The 456-nt window shown below is 61.3% G+C and carries 1 protein-coding gene; it reads right to left on the bottom strand.

Annotated elements, in window-relative coordinates:
* Positions 1-366: ABC transporter permease subunit (locus AC1DNK_RS30010; protein ID WP_477944880.1), on the bottom strand; the 366-nt coding region annotated here is incomplete at its 3' end.
* Positions 367-456 lie beyond the last annotated feature (90 nt).

Raw genomic sequence — 456 nt, forward strand, 5'->3', positions numbered from 1 at the left:
GTCATAGAGGTAGGAGAAGTTATACAAAATGMTCAGCACCACAATCAGCGGCAGCGAGCGGAACAGCCAGATATAGCCCCAGGCGAGGCTGCTCAGCAGCCACGACGAGGAGAGCCTCGCCAGCGCCAGCAGCCCGCCGAGAATGACGCTCAACACCGTGCCGACCAGCGTCAGCAGCAGCGTTTGCCCTAACCCTTCGAGGATCACCGGGTCGAAAAACCAGCGGGCAAAGACGCCCCACTCCCAGCGCGGATTGAAAGCCACGGACTGGATCACCGCCGCCAGCACAAACAGCGCGACGATGGCCCCCACGGTGCGCAGCGGGTAGCGGGCCGGCACCACTTTGATTGTTTCGGTACTTTTCATGGTCGCTCCTCAGGCGGTTTTGCTCAGACGGGCCGATGACAGCACTTTGTTGAAGCGCAGCCGTCCATCAAACGGCGGCAGGCTGTACTC

It is taken from the genome of Rhizobium sp. 01N424, assembly GCF_056399485.1.